The organism is Candidatus Arthromitus sp. SFB-rat-Yit, from assembly GCF_000283555.1.
In the GTDB taxonomy this organism is placed as follows: domain Bacteria; phylum Bacillota; class Clostridia; order Clostridiales; family Clostridiaceae; genus Dwaynesavagella.
In genome coordinates this window covers 1,321,515-1,344,473 of the sequence record NC_016012.1, presented here as the reverse complement: position 1 = coordinate 1,344,473, position 22,959 = coordinate 1,321,515, and the positions used below count along the sequence as shown (strand labels likewise).

Here is a 22,959-nt window from a genome sequence, read left to right as displayed (position 1 = left end):
ATTAATCTTGAAATTTTCCTATATCAGATAAAACAATTGATGGATTCTTATCAAGAGCCCATTGTATTCCCCAATTATTTTGAAATATTAATATGTTTCTACCTTTTAAATCTATCGCCTTTTTTGTGTCGCTAGTTAGATTTAAATCATCAATTGGAATATCTAATTTTTCAATCCATCGTATGAAGGAGTATGGAATTTTATTTATTTTAATGTCTGTATTATATTCATGTTTCAATCTATATTCAAGAACTTCAAACTGCAAATTTCCAATAACTCCAATTATAACTTCTTCCATACCAAAGTTAAATTCTTTAAATACTTGTATAGCTCCCTCTTGTGAAATTTGAGTAATACCTTTTAAAAATTGTTTTCTCTTCATTGAGTTTACAGGTTTAACAGTTGCAAATAATTCTGGTGAGAAGGCAGGCATACCATTAAATTTAAATGGAGTTTTTGATGTTGTTAGAGTATCACCGATTGAAAATATACCTGGATCAAATACACCTATTATATCTCCTGCGTATGCTTCATCTATGAATTCTTTTTCTTGAGCAAAGAATTGTTGGGGTTGAGCAAGTTTAATTTTGTTATTGTTTTGTATATGTGATACTTCCATTCCTTTTTCAAATTTTCCTGAGCATATTCGCATAAATGCTATTCTATCTCTGTGTTTTGGATTCATATTTGCCTGTATTTTAAATATAAATGCTGAGAAATAGTCTTCAGTAGGAGAGATATCCCCAATTGTAGATTCACGTTTAAGTGGCATTGAAGAATATTTGAGAAAGTTTTTTAAAAATATTTCAACTCCAAAATTTGTTATAGCAGATCCAAAAAATACAGGAGTAAGTTTACCATCTAATACTTTATTATGATCAAATTGAGTATCTAGTATATTTAATAAATCTATATCTTCGATTAAAGTTTTGTGTAGATGATCACCTAAAATATCTTTAAATACTTCGTCTGTATATTTGCCTTCATAGGAATCTATAATATCTTGTCCATGATTTTTATTTGAGAAGATATATATTTTTTCTTCATTTCTTTCATATATTCCCTTGAAATTATCACCGCACCCGATGGGCCAGTTCATAGGATAACATTTTATCCCTAATTCTTTTTCAATTTCTTCCATTAAATCAAATGGATCTTTAATTTCACGGTCGACTTTATTTATAAATGTAAAAATAGGTATGTTTAAAATAGAGCATACGTGGAATAATTTTTTAGTTTGAAGCTCAATTCCTTTTGAGCCATCTATTACCATTACAGCAGAGTCGCATGCAACGAGTGTTCTATATGTATCTTCCGAGAAATCTTCGTGCCCTGGAGTATCTAATATATTTATACAAAATCCATCGTAATTGAATTGAAGAACTGAACTTGTAACAGATATTCCTCTTTGTTTTTCTATATCCATCCAATCAGATGCCGCATGTTTTGAAGATTTACGAGCCTTAACAGATCCAGCAAGTCGTATTGCTCCACCGTATAATAATAATTTTTCTGTAAGTGTAGTTTTACCAGCATCTGGGTGGGATATTATACCAAATGTTCTTCTCTTCTTAATTTCATCTATAAAATCACTCATTATTAAACCTCGTTATTATAAATTAAGACTCCTAAATAGTTTTTAGGAGTCTTTAAAATTTTTTATATTTATCAATATCTCTCTGTATTTTAAGTAGTAGAGAGTTTAATTGATTTATATCTCCAATTTCTATAAGTGTTGTAAGTTGTATTTGATAATTTGTAAACTCTTTTATTCCGCCTAAGGATATTAAACTAGTTAAAGCATCAGTTATATTTGAAACTATGTGTGATTTAACATCAAACAATCTTTGAGCATCCCTTATTTCATCTTTTATTTGTGTCATTAATTCGTCTAGTTTATACACTGTATCTGCAGCTTGTTTAAGTTTAGTCTTTAAATTACCAGGTATGTGTTGCTTATATTTATAATTTAGTGAATGCTCTGCTGTTGCCCAAAAGTTCATTCCAAGAGTTCTAATTTGTATTTCTGATATAATTTCTTTGCATCCTATGGATAAATTAACAGGATATTTGATTATAATATGGTAACTTCTATATCCACTTTCTTTTACATTTGTTATGTAGTCTTTTTCATATAAAATAGTTAAATCTTTACGTTTTCTTATTATGTTTACTACTTTCATTATATCGTCTACAAATTGGCACATTATACGAATTCCAGCAATATCTTCGAGTTCAAATTCTATTCTATCCATAGAAATATTAAATTTCTTAACTTTTTCAAGTATACTAGCCACTTCTTTAACTCTACCTGTAACAAACTCAATAGGGGAATATTCATTTTTAAATTTGAATTCTCTACGAATACTTTTAAATTTAATTTTTAGTTCCTCAACAGCTTGTTGGTATGGCATAAGAAAGGTTCTCCATTGTTTTATAGCCATAATATATCACCTATTAGCTAGAAAATAAATAATTTTATAAGATTCTTAGGGGAATAAAATTTAAATAATCACAAGATGTTAAGTAGTATTTTGTATAATTTATTTCTCTATCATAAAATTTTTCAAAATTGCTGTGGATATGTCCATATACAACTATTTCAACATCATACTCATTTAAAACATCCATAAAAATATTTTTATTTAGAGAACTGTTGTTTATTGAAAATGGAGGATAATGACTCATATAAATTATTTTCTCATATCCATCTTTTTTAGCAGAACTCAAGGAGAGGTTCATTCTTATTTTTTCCCTCTCTAATATTTTTAAATGACTTTCTTTATCTTGAGAGTCTAGGATATCTATATTAAAACCTCGACTTCCACAGATTGCGTAATTTTTAAATGGAATATAGTTATTTTGAATAAATTTTATATTTTCATAAATAGAGTTCAATTTACTTATACTAGACCACCAAAAATCGTGGTTACCTCTTATGATAATTTTTTTACCAGGAAGATTATCTATCCAATTAAGATCTGAAATCACTTCTTTCATATTCATTGCCCATGAAGTATCTCCGCAAATTAAAACTACATCATTATCAGAAATTAATTTTAACCAATTTTCCATAATTGTATTAAAGTGATTAATCCACTTTTTTCCGAAAATATCCATTGGTTTTTCAGAATTAAATGATAAATGTAAATCCGATATTGCAAATAAGTTCAAATTAATCACTCCCTAAAAATCTATGCAAGTTATATTATACATGCAACACATAAGCCCATCAATAAATTATAAATTTATTTCTACTTTATTTTTTCCATTTTCTTTGGCCATATATAGCATGTTATCTGCAAAATTTAATAAAGAATCGAGTGTTTTACCATCGTATGGATATATAGATATTCCAAAACTCATAGTAATGCTTGATTTAGATCCATTGAGTTCAATGGTATTTTTCTCAATACTCATTCTTAGTTTCTCAATTTTTGTTATGAGTTCTTTTGTTGAGTCAAAGGAATTAGTGTATAGTATAAACTCATCCCCTCCATATCTTGCAAATATGTCATTTTCATCTAAAAGTTCTTTTATAACATTTGTTGTTTGTATTAAAGCAGAATCTCCAAATATATGTCCATGAGAGTCATTTATATGTTTGAAATTATCTACATCTATCATAATTAACGCAAAATCTTTTTGAGGTTTTTTAAGTATGATTTTATTTATTCTATCTAAAAATTCTGCTCTTGTTAAAATGTTTAGTATAGGATCATTTTTAGATTTTTCGTCCAATTGTTTATATAACATATAGTTTTCATATGTCATTGCTAAGAGATCTGCAAGAGATCCTAAAAAATGAACTTTATGAGTATCAAAAAAATTCTCATATGGATGTTCAAGAATCATATATCCAACAAATTCTTTTTTGCAAAATATTGGATAACCAAGTAATGATTTTGAATCAGGTTCTTTTATTGAGTCTATATTTAATTCTTGTTTACATGAAATTAGAAATGTTTCTTCTCCGAAAAATTTATGCATAAAGTTAAAATTTTTATAGTTTTTACTATTTACATTTGAAATATTTAAATAGGTATTTTCAGATTCTTTAACTATAATTGTTGAATACTTAACACCGAATATAGCTATTGCAACATCATTTATTACATTGAAAATATTATCGCTTGCAATACGAGTATTGAGATATTTACTTATATCAAGTAGATTACTCGTTATTGAAAGCTTATATTGAAGAGAATCATTTTGTTGTTTTAATCTATCAGATTCTTCTTTTATAAGTTTTTCATAGATATTAAGATCTATACCTGATGTATTGTTGTCTTTTTCTTTTGTTGATGTCATTTTAAACACCTTCTTTATATAAAAGTTTCATATTTATTATAAACTAAGTATATAGTGTTTATTAATTAATAAAAAATATGTAGAAATTAATTTTAAAATATAAAATATATGATTATATTTATATAAAAAAATAATAAATTTTTATATTGAATTGTTTATAAATTAAGTATATAATTACAGATGTAATAAATAAAAGGAATAGATTTGGTTTAAGGCACACATTCTTTCGTTCATAGATTCTTGATATGAGAGGATAAGGGTCCCATTCAAATAATTCCTGTGAACGTGAGGAGTGTTTATCGTGAGTGATAAAAATATTACTTGTAAAGATTGTGGAAAAGAGTTTGTGTTTACAGTAGGAGAGCAAGACTTTTTTAAAGAAAAAGGATTTGAAAATGATCCAGTAAGATGTCCAGATTGCAGACGTGCAAGAAAGAATCAGAGAAGAGAAGTAAGAAGATAGTTTTAAGAAGAGATCTTATTTTAATAAGGTCTCTTTTTAATTTAGGGAGGGAATTAAATTGAATGATAGTATGAAAAATATATTTAGTGGTATACAACCATCAGGAGATTTAACTATTGGTAATTATTTTGGTGCGATAAAAAATTGGATAAAATTACAATCTGAGTATAATTGTTTTTTTTGTATTGTGGATTTACATGCTATAACAGTAAGACAAGAACCCAAAAGACTTAGGGAAAAGATATTAGAAACATTAGCAATTTATATTGCATCGGGAATAGATCCAAATAAAAACACGTTGTTTATTCAATCTCATGTCCCATTTCATTCTGAACTTTCTTGGATATTAAATTGTTTTACATATATGGGAGAGACATCTAGGATGACTCAGTATAAAGAAAAGTCATTAAAATCTGGTGAATCTATATCTGTTGGATTATTTACATATCCAATTTTAATGGCAGCGGATATACTCCTTTATAATACAGATCTTGTTCCTGTTGGATCAGATCAAAAACAGCATTTAGAGTTAGCTCGTGATCTTGCAGAAAGATTCAACAATATTTATTCAGATACGTTTAAAATACCGGATCCCTATATAAGTTCAACATCATCTAGAATAATGAACCTCCAATCTCCTGATAAGAAGATGTCTAAGTCCGATGAAAATGAAAATTCATACATAAAAATCCTTGATGATGAAAATATTATAAGGAAAAAAATAAGTAGGAGTGTTACAGATTCTATAGGGAGCATTAATTATAGTGATGATCAATTAGGAATTAAAAATTTAATTAATATATTCTCATCTATAACAGGAGAGGATACTTATGATATTGTAGCTCGATTTAAAAATAAAGGTTATGGAGATTTGAAAAATGAAGTTTCAAATTTACTGATAGATGAACTTTCTACGATACAAAAGAGAGTTAAAGAGCTTATGGATAATAAAGATTATTTAGAGAAAATATATAAAGATGGTGCAGAGAAGGCGATAGAAGCATCTTATAGAATGCTTAGGAAGGTTAAGAAAAAAATTGGATTTATTTAAGAAATAGGATATATTCACAATATTTACAAGGTTTAATAATATCATTAATGTTTAGACTAGTTTCATGAGGTGAATATAAATGAACCGAATTTTACATAGCCTGATGAAATTTAGTGTGATTATTGCTATATCTTTATTTGTATTATTTTTTAGTAAACTTTCATTAAACATATTTTTAATATCTGGATTATTATTGACTCTTACCAAATTTTCAAAGAAAAATAGGGTATATTAAAATAAAAACCTGTAGCATTAATTTTTGCTACAGGTTTTTATAATGTATCGATCGTAAATAAATTTTTAAGATCTTCAACTGACATTTTGGAGATTGAACTGTATTCAAGTTCACTGTCTTTTATTATAGAGTTGATAAGTATATTTTTCCTCTCCTGTATTTCAAATATTTTCTCTTCAATAGTTCCCTTAGTTATTAATTTTATAACATGAATTGTGTTCTTTTGACCAATTCTATGAGCTCTATCTGTAGCTTGATCTTCAACAGCATTATTCCACCAAGGATCGAAATGAATTACAATTTCAGCAGATGTTATATTTAAACCGAATCCTCCAGCTTTAAGGGAAATTAGAAATATATTATAATCATTTTGATTAAAATCATTTACAATATCAATTCTATCTTTAGATGGAACACTTCCATCCAAGTACGTATACTTTATATTATTTTTGATAAATTTATCTCTAATAATTTTAAGTACAGTTGTAAAATTTGAAAATATTATAATTTTTTTATTGTTTTTGATATATTCGTCTATTATGTCCATTAATGTGTCTATTTTAGAGCTTCCATGAGAGTAATCCTCAAATATTACTTTAGGATCACAACAAATTTGCCTTAAACGAGTTAATGCACTTAGCATTTTAAATTTGATATTCTTATCATTTAAATTCTCATTCTCAAATCCAAATTCTTCTTTGAATTTGTTTATATATGAGTAATATAATTTTTTCTGCTCATTATTTAAATCAATCATTATTTTAGTTTCAATCTTAGGAGGGAGTTCAGTTAATACATTCTTTTTAAGTCTTCTTAATATGAAAGGGGATATTTTTTTGTTTAAATTAGATGAACTATAGTTTTCTTGATCTCCATAGATTGATCTAAATTTTGAATAAGAATATAAATATCCAGGCATCAAAAAGTTAAATATTGACCACAATTCTTCAATTGAATTTTCTATAGGAGTACCTGTTAATGCAAATTTATAATTTACATTAAGTTCTTTTAAAGAAATTGTATTTTTAGAGGATTTATTCTTTATATTTTGGGCTTCATCAATTATGCAAATGTTAAAATTCTTTAATTTTAGTACATCTATATCTTTTTGAATTATACCGTAAGAAGTTAATATTATATCGTAATTTTGAAACTCATCTAAAAGCTTTGATCGAATATTTTTATTTCCATTAAATATAAGAACTTTAAGTTCTGGTGCAAATTTTTTGATTTCATCAAACCAGTTATATATAAGTGATTTTGGACAAATTATTATTGCATTACCAAGTGAATTATTTTCATATTCTTTTTGAAGAAATGCGATAGTTTGAAGAGTTTTACCAAGTCCCATTTCATCTGCTAAAATTCCTGATAAATTATATTCTTTTAATGTCTTTATCCATTTAAATCCTTCTAACTGATAATTTCTAAGAGAAGCGTTTAAATTTTTTGGGGGAGATAAATCAATGTTAGAAATGTTAGAAAGATCGTCTGTTATTTTTAAAAAATTTTCACTTTTATTCAATTCACCTATTGATTTAAAATTATTAGAATATGCATCGTTTATATAGAATGCATAATATTTATCAATATTAAGTGAATCATTTTTGAGTTCCTTCTCATCGATATTCAAATCTTTAAGAATTGAATTTATTTCTTTTAAATAATCATTATCCAAATTTAAAATACCTTTATCTTTTAGTTTAAGATATTTCGAACCTTTTCTTATGTTTTTAATAGCTGAATATAATTCTTCATTTGTTATTCCATCAAATGAAAATGATATATTTAATAAATTATTTAATCCTATACTAAATGAAGTTTTATAAGAAGATGAATGAATTAGTTTGTATTGTTTGAATTTTTTCGTGTAATAAACTTCCCCTAAATTTTTAAGTATTGAGATTCCATTTTCTTTAAAATCAATTATTTTATCGGGAGATTTTATTACGTAATAAATTGAGTTTTTGTATTCAGTTAATTTGTTTAGTGAAGTTAATACTTTATTTTCAACACCATAATCTCTTAAGATAGATATATTTAAAGAATTTATATCTAGTGGATTTATATCTAAATTTCCATATCTAAACACAACTTTTATTATGACTATATCGTTTGAAACTTTATCTATGTAGAATTTACATTTACATTCTTCAATACTTATTATGTTGCTTAAACTTTCGGAAATTTTTAAATTAAAATTTAAAGATAGCTTAGGTATGATTTGATTAAGGAAAACATTTTTATTGTCATCATTTATTGTAAAATAAGATGTGTTGTTATCAAGCACTAACTTCTTTATGCAATTATAGGTTTTTATAAACGATGAAGAAGTGTTAAATATTGATCCATCATGATAGAAATAATGTTTTCCACTAAATAATTCAATAATATTTAATGTTTTTAAAGATAACGTGATATTGTTATTATTATCTGTTGAAATAATGGGAGATATATCTAAATCATCTTTGATTATCTTGCAACAGTCGAATAATGTATGTTTAAATTTTATATGTAAATTATTTTCATCCAAAGAATCAACTAAATTTTCAAATAAATAATAGTTTAATTTTATATATTGATTGAAAAATATATTGTCCACAATTATAGCATTAATTTTTATAAGAGAGTATATAGTTAATAATTTAGATAGAAAAGCTCTATCTTTTTCATTGAAACTATTAATTGATATGTTTAGTGATGTATTTTTGTTTATTGGGTATGGTGATGATGATAATATAGAATTTAAAAATTCGGATATATTCGATATAGAATATGTTTTATTTGATATAAGCTTAATTTCAAGTAAAATATTATCTATATCATTTAGATATAAAAAATAATCTACTTTAAAGTAATCTGTATCTGCATTATTTAAGATATCTTTTTCATTTAAAGTAGTTAGTTTATCTAATTGTGAAAAATCATATATCAAAGTAGGTTTAATATTATCCTTTAATTCATTTAGGAAAAATATATAACTAGCTACAATGTGTTTACAAACATCATTTTTTGTATTTCTATATGTACAGGAACAATAAAATTCATTTAGTACAGTATTATTGACTATATATATTCTGGTTGTATATGTTATGTTTCGCATAGATGGGACATCAAAACCAACATGTACACCATCTTTAGTAAATTCGTAATATTGCATATTCAATTTATTTTTTTTATAAAGAGTAATACCGTCATTTCCATTATTAAAATTGGAAAACTCAGTTATTTTTCCTATATCGATCTTTTTCATTAAATGCCTACTTTCGTAGAAAAATTTTATGAATATTTAAAAAATTAGTCTATCTGTATATTTTATATTATTTTTATTTATTTTACAAGATATATAATGGGATTAGAATTTTGAATATAAGTAAGGAAATAGGGTTATATATAAAAATGCTTAGATTAATATTTATAAATCTAAGCATTTTTTATTATTTATTTTAGCATCCGCCTCCGCAGCTTCCACACCCTCCACCGCTAGGTTTATTAACAGGTCTTAAAATTAATCCTTTATTATTTTCAGCAGTTCCTTCTATTATAAAATCTCCAAATTTTTCATGTAGATCATCAGATACAATAAATGTTATATCATCAATTGTACAGGATATATCACTTTCTTTTTGTTCATCTATAACGATATTGAATGTTGGACCTCCACATCCCATACCTGCTAGATTTATTCTTATAATTTTTGAATTTATATCATTGTCTGAAAGTAATTTTTTAAACTCAGTTAAAGTTTCATTACTTATAGTTACAAAATTCATATTTTACCTCCTTGGTATCTTATACATAAAAATTTTATAATATTTTTTATCATTTTACAACGATATTTACAAGTCTATTTTGAATAACGATAACTTTAACTATAGTTTTTCCAGTTATGTTATTTATTATATCGTTGTTTGATAAAGAAATATTTTTGATTTCTTCCTCACTAGAGTTTGTATCCACATATATTTTTGTTTTAATTTTTCCATTAATTTGAATAGCAATTTCTACTTGATCTCGAGTTAAATACTTTTCATCTGCTTTAGGATATTCTTCAAGGAAAACAGAAGTTTTAGCTTCATTATCTAATTCTTTAACTATTCCAAAATAATATTCAGAGAAATGAGGAGCAAATGGTGCAAATATTTTTAAATAATTTAATAATAAATCTTTTAAAACATCGTAAGTTATCTTGTTTGTGTTTAAATATTTTGAAAATTGGTTTGTTAACTTCATAAAATGAGCAATACAAGTATTGAATTGAAGTTGTTCTATATCGGATGTTATCATTTTAATTGAAGTATTTAGAGCAAATAGGAGTTCTTCATGAGCCTCTTTATCATAATCAAAAATGAAATTTTTATTTCTTAATATATCTAATGATTTATTTATGAGCCTCTCACTTCGATTTATAAATTTACAAATAGATTTTATACCGTCGTCACTCCAAGCTCCTCCTTCTGTGTATGTAAATGCAAACATTAAATACACTCTAAATACATCTGATCCATATTCTTCTATGTATTTATCTGGAGAAATTGTATTTCCCCTAGATTTACTCATTTTAAATCCATCAGGTCCAAGTATTAACCCTTGATGAGTTAGAGATGTGAAAGGTTCATCAAAATTTAAATATCCCATATCACGTAGAGCTTTTGTTATAAATCTTGCGTATAAAAGATGCATGCAAGCGTGTTCAGGTCCACCGACATATTTATCGACAGGAAGCATTTTGTTTACTTTATTACTATCAAATGGGGCATCATTATTTTTAGGATCTACGTATCTTAAATAATACCATGATGAACATACAAATGTATCTAGTGTGTCTGTTTCTCTCTTAGCTTTTTTATTGCATTTTGGACAAGTTGTTTCCTTGAATTCAGAACACTCTTCAAGTGGAGATTTACCATTTGCATTAAATTTAATATTGTAAGGAAGTTCTACAGGAAGTGATGTGTATGGAACTGGTACAATTCCGCAGTCATCACAGTGTACTATAGGTATAGGAGCTCCCCAATATCTCTGTCTAGATATTAGCCAATCACGAAGTCTAAATGTAGTTTTAAAACTTCCTTTTCCTATACTTTCTAAATATTTAGTGATTTTATCTTTAGCTTCATCTGATGACAATGAATTGAATTGAAGAGAATTTATTAATACACCTTTTTTCGTCATAGGAAGCTCATCTTCCTTGTTATTTGTTATAACTTTATTTATAGGAAGATTAAATTTGGTTGCAAATTCAAAATCTCTTTCATCATGTGCAGGAACTGCCATTACAGCTCCAGTTCCATAAGTTGATATAACGTAATTTGAAATCCAAATAGGGATTTTTTTATTTGTTATCGGATGAATCGCATAAGATCCAGTGAAAACTCCTGTCTTTTCTCTGGATGAAGATAATCTATCTATTTCTGATTGTTTAGATGATTCTTCTATGTAATTTTTAACTTTATTAAGATTGTCTTTTGTAGTTATTTCCAAAACTAGATTATGTTCAGGAGCTAGAACAACGTAAGAAACACCCATGAGAGTATCTACTCTCGTTGTGAATACATTAAAATTTTTGTTAGAATTATCGATAGAGAAATTAACTATAGTTCCAAACGATCTTCCAATCCAATTTTTTTGCATAGATTTTGTTTTATCAGGCCAGTCTAATGAATCCAATTTATTAACTAGTTCATCAGCATAATTTGTTATTTTAAAGAACCATTGAGTTAAGTTTTTCTTTTCAATTTCAGTTGAGCATCGCTCGCAACAATTATCTATAACCTGTTCATTTGCAAGAACCGTATTGCAAGAAGGGCAGAAATTAACAGGAGCGTTTTCTCTATAAGCTAAATTGTTTTCATATAATTTCAAAAATATCCATTGAGTCCATTTGTAGTAATCAGGTGTACATGTAACTACTTCATTTTCAAAATTAAATAAAGCTCCCATTTTTTTGAGCTGTAATCTCATAGTATCGATGTTTTTCATTGTGGAATCTTTAGGGTGTATTCCTGTTTTTATTGCATAGTTTTCTGCAGGAAGTCCAAAAGCATCGAATCCCATTGGTTGAAATACATTAAATCCACTCATTTTTTTATATCGTGCGTATGAGTCTACAAGTCCAAAATTAAACCAATGTCCAGCGTGTAGATTACTTCCTGATGGGTATGAAAACATTTCAAGAACATATAGCTTTTCTTTTTCATTGTTCAAATCGAATTTAGAAATTTCTTGATCCTCCCAAAATTTTTGGGAATCCTTATCTATTTTGACGGAGTAGCCTGTATTCATTTTATATCATCCTTTAAATTAAAATTTTCTATAACGTAGTTAACTTTTAAATTAAGCTAAGTATATAAAAAAATTTTTTATGTTGTCAATATTGAATAAGTTCGTTAATAGAAATCAGTTATTTTTTGTAAAATTTATAAAGAATTTAGGATGGTTTACGAAAAAATCTTTAAGATATGTTGAAAATTTATTTTAAGGAGTGAGAATATGGTAACGATTAAGGATATATCGGATAGTTTGGGAATATCTATAAGTTCTGTTTCTAAAGCCTTAAATGGTGGGACGGATATAAGTCAAAAAACTAGAGAAAAGGTTATCGAAGTTGCAAATGAGCTTGGATATATAAAGAAAAATATTTCCAATAAACTTAATTTAAAATTGGGTATTATCGTTGATCAAAATTGTGATGAATATAAAAAGATTTTAAATTACGATATAATACAGGGATTTAATAGTGAATGTATTAAAGATGGTAACAGTACATCGATAATATATTTGAAAAGTGAAGTTAAAAAGATATGTATAGATTCTATAATAAGATCTAATAATTTATCGGGTGCACTTTTATTATTAAATAATATTTCTGACTCCATGAGAAGATCCATACTTAAATTATCCTATCCAATCGTCATAGTAAATAGTTATGTAAATATTGATAAACAAAACATAGGATATGTTGGTATTGATATGATAGATGCTATGAGTAAAGTTGTTAAATGTTTTGTTGATATGGGACATGAAAAAATTAGTTTTGTTAGCATTAAGGGAAATGATTACGTTTATCAAGATAAACTTGTAGGTTATATAGCAGCTTTAACATCTTTTGGAATAAATTATAATCCCGATAATGTTTTAAATGTTTCTAGTGAAGATTTTGATTTACAAATATTAAAATTTGTTGATAGTGTTCATACTAATGCAATATGTGCGGATAATGACTTTACAGCATATAGAATTTTGAATATTTTAATTAATAAAGGTTATAGAGTGCCTGAAGATATTTCTATAATAGGATTTGATAATAATTTTATCTTTAATTATTTGAATCCGTCGTTATCGACCGTTAATTATGATAAGTTTGAGCTTGGGGTTAAGGCTTATTTTTCACTTAAAAATATAATAAATGGGAATAACATAAGTAAAATGCAAATAAAGTGCGATGTATTAAAAAGAGAATCAACAAAAATTTAAATGAGTCGTATGTTTATCGGCTCTTTTTTTGTTTTTTGTATTATTTTTTAGGCGTTCTTTAATTTGAAAAAGTTTTGTTATAAAATGATTTGAAATTGATTTAGCGTTTTAATCTTGGAGGATAAGAATTTGAAAATTAAAGAATTTAATATAGAAGAAGGTATAATACATGTTCTTGATATGAATTGTGATTATCCTATTTTAAATGAAGATTATTTAAATTTATCAAATGAAGAGATAAAATTATTTTTAACTAAACATGTAGAAAAGATTTTGAAAGATGATGAACTTAATTTAGGTAAATTTTATAAAGAACCTGAATTTATACAAAACGTTTATAAGTTCTTAAAAGGGGATATGAGCCTTATTGAAGTATCAGGGAATATTTCAAAAATATTTTTTGATATTTTAATAAAAGAGGATGAAGAGGTTTCTTGCGACCTTTTATTTTTAAAACTTAGAACTGAGTTTGGTGATGCTTTGTGTATGATAAAATTTGATTATGTTAAAAATTATATACACAAGATTGATTATAATAATGATAAAATGAAGATAGACATAGTCCCTCAATATATTACTCTTCCAAGCACATCTCAAAGAGTAAATAGGGCGTGTATATTTTTGAAAAATTATGAAGGGGATTTTAATTTATTGTTTTTAGATAAGAAGTTTGTAAACACAAAAAGCCAAACGTATTTTGAGGAGAAATTTTTAAATTGTGAGAAAATGCATTCAACTCTCTCAAAGACTAAAGAGTTAATTTCTGTTGCAGAGAAGTGGACGCGTAAAAATATAAAAGATGATGCAAATAAGGCGTTTGAAATAAGAGAATTAATTAGAGAGAAAATATTAAATGAAGATAATTTAAATATAAATTCTTTGGCTAGAGAGATTTTTGATAATGATAAGGATAATATTGAAAATTTTGTTAGTTTTACAGAGGATAATGGAATATATGGTGAAGTTCAAATTGATAAAGATTATGTATCGAAAAAATATGATAGAATACGATTGAAGATAGATAGAGATATAGATCTTTATATTAATAAGGATTCTTTTTATGATATAAATAGATTTGAGGTAAATAAAAATGGTGATGGGAGTATTAATATGATTATTAAGTATGTAATTAATTATAATGAAAAGTAGGAGAAAATTTTATGAAGTGGAATTTAGATAACATATATGAAGGTTTTTCTTCGGAAAAATTTAAGAGTGATTTGTTATTACTTAAAGATAGTATTAAAAGTTTTAATAGATTTAAAGGTATTACGCTTAAATATACAAAAGAGGATGAAATTTTAAAAATTTTAGAGAATGTATTTCTAGAATACGAGAATATTTATTCGCTATTTATGAGATTATCATCCTTTATATTTTTGAATATGGCTTGTGATTCTAATGATAAAGATGCTATGGACAATGATTGCATATTGAAAGATATTTATGTTGAAGTTGTGTCAATAGAACTGATAATAATCAAAATAGTATCAAGTTGTGAAGATATTTTATCTATATTACATAAAAGTTATATTTTGAATGAATACTCGTTTTTAATAGAAGAACTTATTTATAATTCAAAGCATTTATTATCAGATGAAGTTGAGGAGAGTATGGCATCTCTTTTAAATTATGGAGCAATGTCTTACTCTGCACTTCAAGATACTTTGATATCAAAGTATAAAGTTGAGTTGGATATTGGTAATGGGGTTAAAGAGATTCCACTTACAGAATGTAGAAGTATGCTTGAAAGTTCAAATAGGGATTTGAGATTCAAAGCGTTAGAAGCGGAGAAAAAATTGTACAAGTATATGGAAGATCCAATCTCTTTTGCACTAAATAACATTAAAAAGAGTGTTATTTATGATAACAAAAAAAGGAAATATGACTCTCCATTAAGTAAAACTCTAAAAGATAACAGAATTTCTGAAAAAACTTTTGAATCTTTAATGAGCGTTATGAAAGAAAGTTTACCTTTATTTAGAGAATTTTTGAAACTTAAGGGAAAGATTATGGGAGATAAACAAAATAAGATTTATTATAGTGATTTGTTTGCTCAAACACGCGAATCTAAAAATAAGGTAGATTTTTTATATGCAAAAGATTTTTTGATTGGAAATTTTTATGATTTTTCAACTAAGGTTGGGGATTTTGTAAAGAATGCTTTTGATAATAATTGGATAGATTCTAATATATATGAGGGGAAAGTTGGAGGAGCATTTTGTTATAACATAATTCCAATAAAAGAAAGCAGGATTTTAATGAATTTCAATAATTCATATGACTCTATATTTACACTTGCACATGAACTTGGTCATGCTTATCATGGAGAGTTGATTAAAAATGAGAGAATATTAAATACGAATTATCCTATGACAATTGCAGAAACTGCTTCTATTTTTTTTGAAACTTTAATTTGTGATAAAGCGTTTAATTTTGTAGATGAAGAAGAGAAAATCATTATTTTAGAGTATGAGTTAAATAGTGCAACTCAAGTAATTGTTGATATATATAGTAGATTTTTATTTGAGAAGGAAGTATTTCAAAGATGTGAAAATGAGTTTTTAACTCCAGATAATTTAAATCAGATTATGTTAAATGCTCAAAAAGAAGCTTATGGTGATTCTATGAATGATGAGTATTTTAAAGAAGCGTGGATTTATAAATCTCATTATTATGATTTTAAGTATAATTTTTATAATTATCCATATGCTTTTGGATTACTTTTTTCAATCGGTATTTATGATTGTTATTTAAATAATAAGGAAACTTTTCATGAAAAGTATGAAAAATTGCTTAGTAAGTCTGGAAAGAATAATTTAGAGGAATTAGGAAAAATATTTAATATTGATATAAGCGAGGAGGATTTTTTTAGAAAGTCTATAGAAATACTTAAAAATAAGTACTATAAGTATAAAGATTTAGTTTGTTAGGAGTGATCTATTATAAAAAAGGAAACTGTAAAAGTTAGGTGTTTTGATGATTTTTATTTAGACGTTTATATTTATGGAGAATGCACAGCTTTAACTAGGGGAATTGTACAAATTTCTCACGGAAAAGGAGAACATAGCGGATCTTATAAGGAAATTATAAAATTTTTAGTTGATAATTCTTATGTTGTTGTGATACATGATCATAGAGGGCATGGTAAGTACAATGAAGGTAAAGAATATTTTGTTTCAAATTCTGATGAAAATAGCTTTGTTGTAATGGTTAAAGACTTAAAGCGAATCAATTTATTTATTAAGGAAAAATTTATAAACAAAAAAGTGTTTTTAATAGGACATAGTATGGGAGCGTATTTATCGCTTAAGTATGCTGAGGTTTATGGAGAATCTATCGATGGACTTGTGATATCAGGAATTGGTATTGGAAGTAAGTTGAATGTATATGGAAGTTATTTAATATCTAAATTTATGTGTGGATTTATAGATGCAAGTAAACCAAACAAATTTGTTATTAATACTTTTTATAATACATTAAATAGAACCTTTAAAGAAAAAGATAAAGAAATTGATGATTTTGCATTTACAACATCAAATAAAGAGGTTATTTCTAACTACAATAAAGATAGTTTAAGGATAAAGAACTATACTTTGAAATTTTACCATGATTTATTTAGTGGAATTAAAAGTACTTTAAGTTTTAAATCTTTAAAAAATATACCTAAAAAGTTAAATATTTTATTATTAACTGGAAGTTTGGATCCTGTTTGTTCATTTAATAAAGGATCTAATAAATTGAGTAAGACGCTCACAGATCAAGGAATTTATGTTGAGCATATAATTTATGATGGTGCTAGGCATGAGATATTTGTTGAAGATATTAAATATGATGCTTTTAATGATGTTTTAACATTTTTATCAAATTTACAATTAGGAGATGATTAAATGGATGTAAAGTATTTTGAAAATAGAGAGAGTATAGAAGAAAAATATACGTGGAATTTAGAGAAGATATATAAAAACACACAGGAATTTGAGGAGGAATTTAAGAATATTAAGGAATCTTCAAAAAAAATTGGGAGCTATGAAGGTAAGCTTAATACGAAACAAGAAGTATTAAACTTATTTAACGATTTTGAGATAATATTAAGAACAATAATGAAACTAATGAATTATGCTCATATGAAAAAAGATCAAGATGGATCTGTGACTTTATATCAAGGTATATACACAAGAGTTGAACAGTTTTATTATGAATTTTCATCTATGAGTAGTTTTATAGATACAGAGCTTATTTCTAAAAGTGATGAATTTTTAAAATCTCTTGTAGAAGATGAGGAGCTTAGGGACATTAGATTTAGGATACAAAATTTAATAAGAGGTAAGAAACATATTTTGTCTGAAGAAGCAGAAAAAGTATTGAGCATGTTTGGATCATCAATTGATGCTCCGGATAATATAGTATCAACATTTAAAAATGTAGATTTAAAATTTCCATTTATAACAAATGAGAGTGGGAAAGAAGTTCAATTAAATGAGGGAAACTATGGTGTGTTTTTAACATCATACGATAGGAAAGTTAGGAAGGATGCGTACGAAAAATTATTTTCTACATATAGGGATTATAGAAATACATTAGCTACGTGTCTATCTACATCAATTACAAATGATGTTTTGTACTCCAAAGTAAAGAAATTTGACTCGGCTCTTGAAGGTAATTTGTTTGGAAACAATGTAGATAAATCTGTTTATTTAAATGCGATTGATGTTATGCATAAAAATTTTAATAAAATACACAGATATATAGATTTGAAAAAGAGTATGCTTGGGGTCGATGAGCTTAAGAGTTATGATTTATACGTACCATTAGTTAAAAATTCGGTTAAGGATATTTCATATGAAAAAGCTCTTGATATATCTTTAAAGGCACTCGAGCCTCTTGGTACAGAGTATTTAGAAATATTTAATGAAGCAATAGAAAATAGATGGATAGATGTTTATACAAACAAAGGTAAGAGAAGTGGAGCATATTCATCAGGAAGTTATGATACTGATCCTTATATACTTTTGAATTATTCAAATTCATTTAATGATTTATCTACCTTAGTTCATGAAATGGGACATTCAATTCATTCTTATTATTCGAGAAAAAATCAAACGTTTTTCAATTATAACTATCCAATATTTTTGGCAGAGATTGCATCGACTTGTAATGAGCATTTGTTAAATAAATATATGCAAGATAATTCAACTGGGGAGGAGTATTTATATTTTATAAATAAAGAGGTTGAAAATATTAGAACTACTGTATTTAGACAAATGTTATTTGCAGAATTTGAACTTATTGTACATGGAGAAGTTGAAAAAGGTGGATCATTAACTAGTGATGATTTTTGTGAAATATGGAGAGATTTGAATAAGAAGTATTATGGAGATAGTTTAGTATTAGACGATTATATAATTTATGAATGGAGTAGAATACCACATTTTTATTCTTGTTTCTATGTTTATCAATATGCAACTGGTTATGCAGCTAGCTTTGCGTTTTCTCAAGATATAATAAAGAATGGGAAGAGTGCAGTTGAGAATTATATTAATAATTTTTTAAAGATGGGTGGATGTAATTATCCAATAGAGATATTAAAATCTGCTGGAGTAGATATGACAACTAAAACACCTATGGAAAATGTAGTGAGTAGATTTTCTGAACTTTTAGATATTTTAGAGAAGAATATCTAAAATGTATAGAAATTAAGACGATTAATTATTTAATCGTCTTTTTATTTTTTAATATATTTACGAAAAATTTAAATATAGGGTATAATATTTAACGAAAAGTTTTAAAATAATTAATAGATTATATGTTTGGAAATCAAGTTTTAGTGTTGGAGAGGGTGAAAGTAGTTGAAGAGGATATATAAGATATTTGTTTTTATTGTTTTGTTTGTATGTTGTTTTAAACCGAGTGTACAAGCTGAGGAGTTTGGGAAGTATGCACTTGATTATTTAGAACAGATATCTAGAATACCTAGAGTTTCTTTTAGTGAAGGTGAGGTTTATACAGCGGATTATTTAGGAAGATTACTTAGAGATTTTGGTTATGATACTTCATTTGAAGAGATTTCTTTTCCTGAAGACACGGTTTTGAATTTTACTCCTGGATATTATTTATCTCACAATATTATTGCAACTAAAAAAGGAGCGAGCGATTTAGAAGTTATAATTGGAGCTTCTTATGATTCAGAAAATGTTGATGGATCAACAGGATTTGAAGGAGCTACAGGTGTTTCTGTTTTACTTGAGGTTGCAGATAGGGTTAAGGATATGAGTTTTCCATTTACTTTAAAATTTGTATTATTTGGTAGTGGAAAAAATGGAGAAATAGGATCAACACATTATGTATCAACTAGATCTCAAGATGAACTTGATAAGATAATGTATTTTTTGAATTTAACGTCTCTTGGTAGCGGAAAAAATTTATACGTTTATGGTAATAGTGGAAATAAGGGATTTGTTAGAGATGAATTATTATCATTATCTAAAGAGTTGAAAATTAAAATTCTGACTACTGAAGAAAATTTGGAACAAAGTATTCCAGAAGGGGTTTGTGCAGATATAGGAGATCATGTTCCATTTAAATATAGTAATGTTCCATTTGGGAAAATTGAAGCTACTTCTTTTGAAAGTGTAGATAAAAATTATGGTTTACCAGATGATCCTACTGGAGAGGGTATTGGAATAATAGAAGGAAGTAGTGATGATAATTATAACTATGTGATGGGAAATTTTGTTGATACTGTTACGAAGAATTTATCCAGTTGCGTAGAAGTATTATTTAATTATTTGGTTAGAGAAAATAGAAGTATAAAGATAATAACTCAGTTATCAGAGGAGAATTTAGATAAGATATCTCAAGTAAAGTACGTTCTTTATAAAGGTAATAAAAAGATAAAAGAGATTACTTTAAATGAAACTTTAGTTACTGAATTTAAAAATTTAGATGAGGGTAATTATACTGTTAAAGTTATTTCTCCTAATGGAATTGATTTTCTGAAAAATATAGATGAATTTGAGTTTAATTTTAAGGATAATGTTAATGGTGAATTTGTTTTTGTAAATGATGAAATTGTGACATACACGTATAGGAAAGAATTTACTGACAATTATAACTTGGTGAGAGATGACATTAAAAATAGCAATTTTGAGATAAAATCTAAAAAATTTATATTCGATTATTCTTCTTCAATTGGGAATTATGAGGAAGAGGATAGTAGTAAAAATGATATGTTAATAAAGAATCTATCAATACTTTTAGTTGCGTTAATTGTATTTTATGTGATTCTTAGGATAATTTTATTAAAACCTAATAAAGAGAATTAAATGAAAACTTTTTGATTAAAGTTTTCATTTTTTTTGTTTAAAAAATTTTTTGTATTACGATAATAAAAGTAGTTAGAGAAAGATTTGATTAATTTATTTTTTATCATCATTAATTTTCAAGGAGGGAGAAATTGGTGAGTAGGGATACAGATAAAATTAAAAATGATAAAAGCTTTAGAAAGAAACTTATTAAGTCATTTGGAATCGCAACAACTCTTGCAACAATTACTAGTATTGGAGTTTCGGAACTTCCCCCTAAAGAGGCTCAAGCATTAAAGTTTAAACTTCCTTCATTTAAAAAGCCACCTATCAAAAAACCAACTACTTCTACACTTAAACCTAAACCATCTGGATCAAGTAGTAGTTCAAGTAGCAGTAGTTCAAGCAAGCCGAGTGGTACTACAAGCAATAAGCCAGTGGGAGGAGCAAGTACTTCAAATAAGCCAGGAGGAACATCATCATCTTCAACAAATAAAAAACCTTTGGGAGGATCAACTAGTTCAAGTAAGCCAGGAGGGACATCATCTTCATCAGGAAGTACGTCAAACAAGCCTAGTTCTGGTAATGTAATAACAGGTAGTTCAGGTTCGTCATCATCTAGTTCAAGTAACACCATAGTTGGTAAAAAACCTCCTGTAACAACTAGTACAGGAAATAATAAGCCTAGTGGAAATACTGTTAATAAACCTAGTAACAGTAACTCGAATACAACAAAGAAACCAGGGAACACATCATCTAATTCAAACCAATCTTCAAGTGTAGATGGAGGATTTGGAAGTAGTAAAGGAGATAGCGCAGCTCCTAGTAAACCAAATACTTCTACTAATAGTTCAGGTACTAATAAACCAAATAATAATTCTACATCCACTAACAATTCAAATAATAAGCCAAGCTCTGGAAGCACATCTAATAGTAATGCTAACGCAAATAATAATAAGCCAAGCTCTGGAAGCACATCTAATAGTAATGCTAATGCAAATAGTAATAAGCCAAGCTCTGGAAACACATCTAATAGTAATGCTAATGCAAATAGTAATAAGCCAAGCTCTGGAAGCGCATCTAATAATAATGCTAACGCAAATAATAACAATAATAATAATGCAGGAGGTTCTGCAAATAAGCCTCAGTTAGATCAAACTAATAAGCCAAGTCTTGCAGATAAAATTCAAATTGGTTCGAGTGTTGCTGGTAACCTTATGAGTGCCGGATTTGCAGTATCTAGTATAATGGGTTCTGTGCAGGCAGCAGAGCAAATGAAACTTCAAGAAAAACTTCAGAATGAATCGATAGAAGCTCAGATGAAAATGCAAGAGAAGCAAATGGAGCATGAGAGAGAGATGCTGAAAGCTCAGATGGCAATGGAGAGTGCATCAGAGGTAGAATCTGGGGAAGTTGATGAATCAGATTCAGATGGATACTATGATGAGGATGGAAATTATCAGCTTAAGGATGGATCTGGATATATAGATAAAGATGGGAATTTCCATTTAGCAGATGGTTCTGGATATTATGATAAAGATATGAATTTCCATTACTCAGATGGTACTGGATATATAGATAAAGATGGGAATTATTTCTTATCAGATGGTTCTGGACATTATGATAAGGACGGAAACTTTTATCCATCAGATGGTTCAGGAGTTTATGATAAGGACGGAAACTTTACTCCTTCTGAAGATGGAGGAGGGGATTCTAAAGAAGATGAGTTTGTTGATGAAAGGTTTGAGGATGCAGTTGTAATAGAGAAAAATGAAGATAATACAAGAAGAAGTACTTACTCTATGTATTATGAAGATGTAGATTACGATAATAATGATATAACAAAATTTGAAACAGGAATATCTGAAGCGAGGGTTCTTAAAAATAAGGACATGTTCGAAAAATTTATTCAAGAGGGAATTTTTACACATAGAGAACTTCAATCTATTAAGGAAAATATAGAAGGTGGTAGGATGAATTTCTTCATGATTGAGTACATGTATGAAAATGATCTTTTAAGTTTAGAGCAGTCAAATGCTGCACTTGAACTGCTTCAGTATTTTCAAACTAATGGAAGTTTTTAACAAAATAAGATAATACTTATTTTATAGGTCCAAGG

Annotated in this window: 16 protein-coding genes; 9 read left to right on the top strand and 7 right to left on the bottom strand. The window is 26.9% G+C overall.

Going from position 1 to position 22,959, the window contains the following annotated elements; genetic code table 11:
• Position 1: 1 nt before the first annotated feature.
• From RATSFB_RS06220 to RATSFB_RS06205, 4 genes are all read right to left on the bottom strand, one after another.
• The gene (locus RATSFB_RS06220) at positions 2-1,597 is read right to left on the bottom strand and encodes a peptide chain release factor 3 (RefSeq protein ID WP_014095187.1); all 1,596 of its coding nucleotides are present in this window, start codon (positions 1,595-1,597) and stop codon (positions 2-4) included.
• Positions 1,598-1,649: 52 nt separating this feature from the next.
• A complete protein-coding gene (locus tag RATSFB_RS06215; protein ID WP_014095186.1) occupies positions 1,650-2,444 on the bottom strand; it encodes a GTP pyrophosphokinase in 795 nt (264 codons plus the stop codon).
• Positions 2,445-2,478: 34 nt separating this feature from the next.
• Positions 2,479-3,174 carry a metallophosphoesterase gene (locus tag RATSFB_RS06210; RefSeq protein WP_044035594.1) on the bottom strand — a complete coding sequence of 232 codons (696 nt, stop codon included), beginning with the start codon at positions 3,172-3,174 and terminating at the stop codon, positions 2,479-2,481.
• A gap of 66 nt (positions 3,175-3,240) precedes the next feature.
• A complete protein-coding gene (locus RATSFB_RS06205; RefSeq protein WP_014095184.1) occupies positions 3,241-4,311 on the bottom strand; it encodes a sensor domain-containing diguanylate cyclase in 1,071 nt (356 codons plus the stop codon).
• A gap of 301 nt (positions 4,312-4,612) precedes the next feature.
• On the opposite strand from RATSFB_RS06205, the gene RATSFB_RS06200 reads away from it, so the two are divergent.
• Together RATSFB_RS06200 and trpS are read left to right on the top strand one after the other, a co-directional pair.
• Positions 4,613-4,774 (top strand): zinc-ribbon domain-containing protein, encoded by a 162-nt coding sequence (locus RATSFB_RS06200; protein ID WP_005805255.1) that lies wholly within the window; start codon positions 4,613-4,615, stop codon positions 4,772-4,774.
• A gap of 70 nt (positions 4,775-4,844) precedes the next feature.
• Entirely contained in the window at positions 4,845-5,825 is a 981-nt protein-coding gene (gene trpS, locus RATSFB_RS06195) for a tryptophan--tRNA ligase (RefSeq protein ID WP_371136986.1), read from the top strand.
• A gap of 272 nt (positions 5,826-6,097) precedes the next feature.
• On the opposite strand, the gene RATSFB_RS06190 is transcribed toward trpS, so the two are convergent.
• The 3 genes from RATSFB_RS06190 to leuS all read right to left on the bottom strand — a co-directional run bounded on the left by RATSFB_RS06190 (position 6,098) and on the right by leuS (position 12,345).
• Positions 6,098-9,313, bottom strand: coding sequence for a DEAD/DEAH box helicase (locus RATSFB_RS06190; protein WP_014095182.1), 3,216 nt, complete (start codon positions 9,311-9,313; stop codon positions 6,098-6,100).
• Positions 9,314-9,506: 193 nt separating this feature from the next.
• On the bottom strand, positions 9,507-9,833 hold the full coding sequence (locus RATSFB_RS06185; RefSeq protein ID WP_014095181.1) for a HesB-like protein: 327 nt from the start codon (positions 9,831-9,833) through the stop codon (positions 9,507-9,509).
• Between the two features lie 49 nt (positions 9,834-9,882).
• Positions 9,883-12,345: a leucine--tRNA ligase gene (leuS, locus tag RATSFB_RS06180; RefSeq protein WP_014095180.1), complete on the bottom strand. Its 2,463-nt coding sequence runs from the start codon at positions 12,343-12,345 to the stop codon at positions 9,883-9,885.
• A gap of 207 nt (positions 12,346-12,552) precedes the next feature.
• On the opposite strand from leuS, the gene RATSFB_RS06175 reads away from it, so the two are divergent.
• The 7 genes from RATSFB_RS06175 (at position 12,553) to RATSFB_RS06145 (ending at position 22,924) form a co-directional block, all read left to right on the top strand.
• A complete protein-coding gene (locus RATSFB_RS06175; RefSeq protein ID WP_014095179.1) occupies positions 12,553-13,536 on the top strand; it encodes a LacI family DNA-binding transcriptional regulator in 984 nt (327 codons plus the stop codon).
• Between the two features lie 129 nt (positions 13,537-13,665).
• Positions 13,666-14,685: a nucleoid-associated protein gene (locus RATSFB_RS06170; protein WP_044035592.1), complete on the top strand. Its 1,020-nt coding sequence runs from the start codon at positions 13,666-13,668 to the stop codon at positions 14,683-14,685.
• 11 nt (positions 14,686-14,696) lie between these two features.
• Positions 14,697-16,469, top strand: coding sequence for a M3 family oligoendopeptidase (locus RATSFB_RS06165; protein ID WP_014095177.1), 1,773 nt, complete (start codon positions 14,697-14,699; stop codon positions 16,467-16,469).
• Positions 16,470-16,478: 9 nt separating this feature from the next.
• Positions 16,479-17,426 carry an alpha/beta fold hydrolase gene (locus RATSFB_RS06160; protein ID WP_371136985.1) on the top strand — a complete coding sequence of 316 codons (948 nt, stop codon included), beginning with the start codon at positions 16,479-16,481 and terminating at the stop codon, positions 17,424-17,426.
• Positions 17,427-19,220 (top strand): oligoendopeptidase F, encoded by a 1,794-nt coding sequence (gene pepF / locus RATSFB_RS06155; protein WP_014095175.1) that lies wholly within the window; start codon positions 17,427-17,429, stop codon positions 19,218-19,220.
• 165 nt (positions 19,221-19,385) lie between these two features.
• Positions 19,386-20,861: a M28 family peptidase gene (locus tag RATSFB_RS06150; RefSeq protein WP_014095174.1), complete on the top strand. Its 1,476-nt coding sequence runs from the start codon at positions 19,386-19,388 to the stop codon at positions 20,859-20,861.
• Positions 20,862-20,995: 134 nt separating this feature from the next.
• Entirely contained in the window at positions 20,996-22,924 is a 1,929-nt protein-coding gene (locus RATSFB_RS06145; RefSeq protein ID WP_014095173.1) for a hypothetical protein, read from the top strand.
• The last annotated feature ends 35 nt before the right edge of the window (positions 22,925-22,959 follow it).